At 48.3% G+C, this 4,319-nt stretch carries 4 protein-coding genes; all 4 read right to left on the reverse strand.

Features of this window, described 5'->3' with window-relative positions:
• Positions 1–387 precede the first annotated feature (387 nt).
• The 4 genes from LKK83_RS16210 to LKK83_RS16225 all read right to left on the reverse strand — a co-directional run bounded on the left by LKK83_RS16210 (position 388) and on the right by LKK83_RS16225 (position 3,781).
• Positions 388–1,599 (reverse strand): anhydro-N-acetylmuramic acid kinase, encoded by a 1,212-nt coding sequence (locus LKK83_RS16210; RefSeq protein WP_324632260.1) that lies wholly within the window; start codon positions 1,597–1,599, stop codon positions 388–390.
• A 224-nt stretch (positions 1,600–1,823) separates the two neighbouring features.
• Positions 1,824–2,207, reverse strand: coding sequence for a hypothetical protein (locus LKK83_RS16215; RefSeq protein WP_324632261.1), 384 nt, complete (start codon positions 2,205–2,207; stop codon positions 1,824–1,826).
• Positions 2,208–2,626: 419 nt separating this feature from the next.
• Positions 2,627–3,292: a hypothetical protein gene (locus LKK83_RS16220; protein WP_324632262.1), complete on the reverse strand. Its 666-nt coding sequence runs from the start codon at positions 3,290–3,292 to the stop codon at positions 2,627–2,629.
• A gap of 270 nt (positions 3,293–3,562) precedes the next feature.
• Complete coding sequence (locus LKK83_RS16225) at positions 3,563–3,781, reverse strand: hypothetical protein (RefSeq protein ID WP_324632263.1); 219 nt, start codon at positions 3,779–3,781, stop codon at positions 3,563–3,565.
• Positions 3,782–4,319: the final 538 nt, after the last annotated feature.

A 4,319-nucleotide genomic window follows, 5' to 3' on the forward strand; every position in this document is an offset into this window, starting at 1 on the left:
TGGGGGAGGTGCTTTCACATGACACACTTCATGGGGTGGGCTTTCACCACCATCGACATTCAGTTGTCAAGGTTCTTTCCCAGTTTTCCTTCGGATTGTAAAGACTTTGTAAAGAGTTATGAAGTCTCTTAGCCTTCAGTTTTCCGAGGTTTTCGATGGGCTGTTTTTGTATCGGTTTACACCGTTTTGTTTCGGCCATTCATCGGACTTACTGTCCTCTGGGGTTCCAGCCTTGGGGCTGTATTCCTTGCCCCGCTTACGCTTCCGGCGTTTACTTTTCACTTTTGCGGGAACGAATCGCACAGTTTTTCATTATAATACCCCACCGAGTAGGAGATTTTATGGGCGATCGCCATCGAAAAATTGCCGCAGGTAACGCCTAAACGCTTACCCCATCCATCGGTGAATTTCCCCCAACAGCATGGGCACTTTCGCACCGGTACAGTGGGGAAGATTGCCCGGAATTCCCTGATAACGCCAATAGGCCAACACTGCAAAGGCGATCGCTTCTTTAAAATCGGCATTCAACCCCACCGCTGAGGTGGTTAACACCGCCACTGGCGCGGCAAAACTCTCCGACAACCGCAATTGCAACCGCCGCCGCAAATAACCGTTGCGACTCCCACCGCCACACAACAGCACTTCATCCGGGGGCTGAGGCAAAAAATCCCGGTAACTGCGCGCGATCGCTGCCACCGTCAGTTCCGCGATCGTGGCCAGGATATCCGCATCCGTGAGCTGCAAAGCTTCCGCATCAGCCAGACACTGCTGCAAATAGGCTTTGCCAAACAATTCACGTCCCGTAGACTTCGGGGGCGGTTCCTGGAAAAATGGGTGGGAGAGCCACTGCTGCACTAAAGCTTCGCAAGGTTTGCCGGTGGACGCCCAAGCACCATCCGCATCGTAGGCAAGCTGACCCTGGCTAAGATGTTGGACGGCTAGATCCAGAAGGGCATTCCCCGGACCGGTATCCCACGCCCGGGGCAATTGTGTGGCGGCGATCGCTGATGCTGGGGTGGGAATTTTTTCCCCGTCGGATCCGCCTTGGGGGTGGCGCGGGGGTAAGTAGGTAACATTGCCAATCCCGCCGATATTTTGCACGCATCGCGTTTGCTGTGGATGAGTGAGCAAACAAAAGTCCACTTTGGGAACCAGGGGTGCCCCTTGTCCGCCGGCGGCAATATCTGCTGCCCGAAAGTTACTGACGGTGGGGATGCCGGTTAATCGGGCGATCGCCGCACCGCGACCGAGTTGCAAGCTGTAGCCTAAGGGGGCATCGGCGGTGGGGGGTCGATGATAGACGGTTTGACCGTGAGAACCAATCAAGTCGGCTTTTCGGCGATCGCCCAGTAGGGTTAAGGCAGCTTGGGCAAATTCCCGGGCGATCGCCTCGTCGAGTTCCGCGAATTGTGCCATTGAGATCGCTTCACCCGCACAAACGGCTAAAATTTGCTTTCGCAGTGCCTCGGGGTAGGGATAGGTGGCGGCATCGATTAGCTCTACCTGTAAGTCACATTCTGTCCCAGTGATGTCGGCGATCGCCGCATCAATTCCATCCACCGAGGTGCCGCTCATTAAACCGAGCGATCGTATCGTCATTCGTCCTGTGTTTTGCTAAACCTCCACTTTATTTTAATCTCTGACGGGAGCGATTTTTGCTGAGTTGCCGGTAAAAAAGCTCCGCCATACCGATAGGGTGGGCAACTCGTTGCCCACCCGTTATTGTTGTGCTGCGATCCAGGGGATTTAGAATAAGGAGGAGGGTGGGCATTGCCCACCTTACTACTGTGCTTTATTCGTCACGCTCTGTCAAGCTTCTATTCTTACTTCAGCTTTAATTCTTGACAGGCCCGCTCAAATAGTTCCTCATCGTCATTTTCCCTTGCATACTCTAGCAATTTCCGCCAAGCAATAATTTTTTCTGTCTCTAATTCACGATTGGTTTTCTCTTTTTCACGATTGATTTCAATTTCTTTCCAAACCTGTAGTCCCTCTATGGCTATACCTACAATTACCTGGCCTACGATGTCGGATGCATAAGCTGTCAAGCTATAGGTAAGTAATTCCCGTGTAGCTTCGTTTAATTCACCCCCTTCAACCTTCAAAAGTTGCAGGATTTTTTTTTGGACGTCATTTTCTAGAAAGTTTTCCAATATTTTTCGTAACTCATCTTTAGTTTTCTTTGGAACAATTTGGTTTCGATCCATTATCTTGTCTCCTTTGGACTAGGAATGATATAGCGAGGTTTTTGTACTGCTCAATAATGAGAGACATCCCCGCTTCTCGATCGCGGCCACTTTTACTGTAGCTGCCTCCATTGCCCCTGGTGTCGAAGATCCGCTAAGTCCAAAAAATTTTTTTGCTCATCCGGTGAAAGCTAAACCCAGACGGGCTTTCAACGTTCCAATCATCCCTGCAAGTCGCACAGTGCCGATCTTCGGCAGAAATATGCAGGCGAAACATTGCAAGATTTGGAGATCGAGTTAAGATGGATAATCCAAGAAGTAGAGTAGGGTGGGCATTGCTGCCTACCGCGAGAGAGTGAAGTAGAAGCCCGTAGGCAATGCCCACCCTACAACTCTAGAGAGATATGGAAGCCAGTAGGCAATGCCCACCCTACAGCTTCTCAATAAAATCGAATAATCTGATACCCAGGCTCCCCACAATATATCGTCTTGATGCGGGCGACATATTTAAAGTAGTCAACGGTCCAAACCTCAACACTGTTGTTTGTATCCAGAATTGCCACTTTCTGGGTTTTCGAGTTGTAACCCACCAGATTAATATAGTGCAGTTCTCTCCAACTGAATTCCAACAAAATAATGCAGGGGGAGTTGCGGTCAATATCGCGCTGAATTTGTGGCCAAACTTGCTGCCAACTCGAACAATGGTATTTTTTAACGCTAGAGCGGCTTTTTGGGTTGATATGGCTGGCGAGTTTACCCGGCGTTGGGCCTACATTTCCACCGATGCTATCTAGCCCTTTCATGGCAACAGTGGATATTCCTCGGGTTAAAAAGTTGGCAGCAGTCATTATCTTTTTACCCCGGTTAGTCTGGGGAGAACCCACTGATTTGGGACAGGTACGTATGAAATCAGCCAACCCATTGTTTGACCCTTTTTTTTCATCTCCGTTAAGAATCAGGGCGCGATAACCGGAATGAGGACCACAAGACCAACTTTCTTTTTGGCTTTGAAGTTGCTGCGCCTGGGAGATGCGATCGAGGGGTAGGTATTTCCATCCTGGCTCGGTTTTTAAGTGTTGCAGAAAGTTGATAGGAAGATGAGACATAGTATTTCTCCTGATGCGGTATTGACCGTAAAGTTTTGGTACAGTTCGATTAAGAAAAGACGAGTAGCAATGCCTGTAGTTTAACAGGGTGATTATCTGCAATTGGAGGGTTTATAGCTGATTTCAGTGACGAGCGACAATCGGCGTGGTAGGGAGAGTGAGAATCGAAATGGGACAACAATTATCCGATTGAAACTGACGCAGTATATGCAAAGTGAATGCAGATGACTCTGTTGGTACTGGCATTGCTCGATCGCCCATCACTTTAGGTCACAATTCAGCGTCCAGGTCAGGGTCGTGAAAATTAACTTTTCCATCGAAATAGGCCAGGGAAAACCCAGCAATTGCCAGTAAAATAAACACCGTCAAAGCAAGGGATGCATACATTTCCAAATCCGTTCCGTCCATAAAGTAGCGAACGATTAATGCGAGTTTTTTTAGGGTAAAAACTAGCAAGTTGGCCAGAAAAGCAATTGCACTGGGGTTCACGAGCTTTCTCTCCTTTTGAATAGTTATGGATTGAGTGATGCCTCTCAAGGCTGTAACTTTTGGGGTTCCTCACGCTATATTCCCAGAGTAATGCCGTTGTAACTGAGGACTGTCCAAGATCGGCATCTCAACTTGGATTTTTTTAAATAAATGGTTGAAATACTTGCCTGGTCTAGGTTTCCGCGTGGGATGACCCCTTTGATGACGATCTTCGTCAAGATGATGTTAGAATCTATTATCGGAGTGCGATTCGTTCCCGCAAAAGTAAAGGGCAAATGCCCGAAACGTAAGCGGGGCAAGGAACACAGCCCCTAAAGGCTGAAACTCCCTACAGGACAGTAAGTCTGACGGTTGGCCAAACAAAACGGTATAAACCGATACAAAAAAAGTCAACCAAAAACCTCGGAAAACTAAAGTTCAAGAGAATTTCACAATTCTCTACAAAATCTTTACAATCCAAAGGAAAACTGGGAAGAACCTTGACAACTGAGTGTCGATGGTGGTGAAAGCCCACCCCATGAAGTGTGTCATGTGAAAG

It is taken from the genome of Phormidium sp. CCY1219, assembly GCF_035615515.1.
GTDB lineage: Bacteria > Cyanobacteriota > Cyanobacteriia > Cyanobacteriales > Laspinemataceae > CCY1219.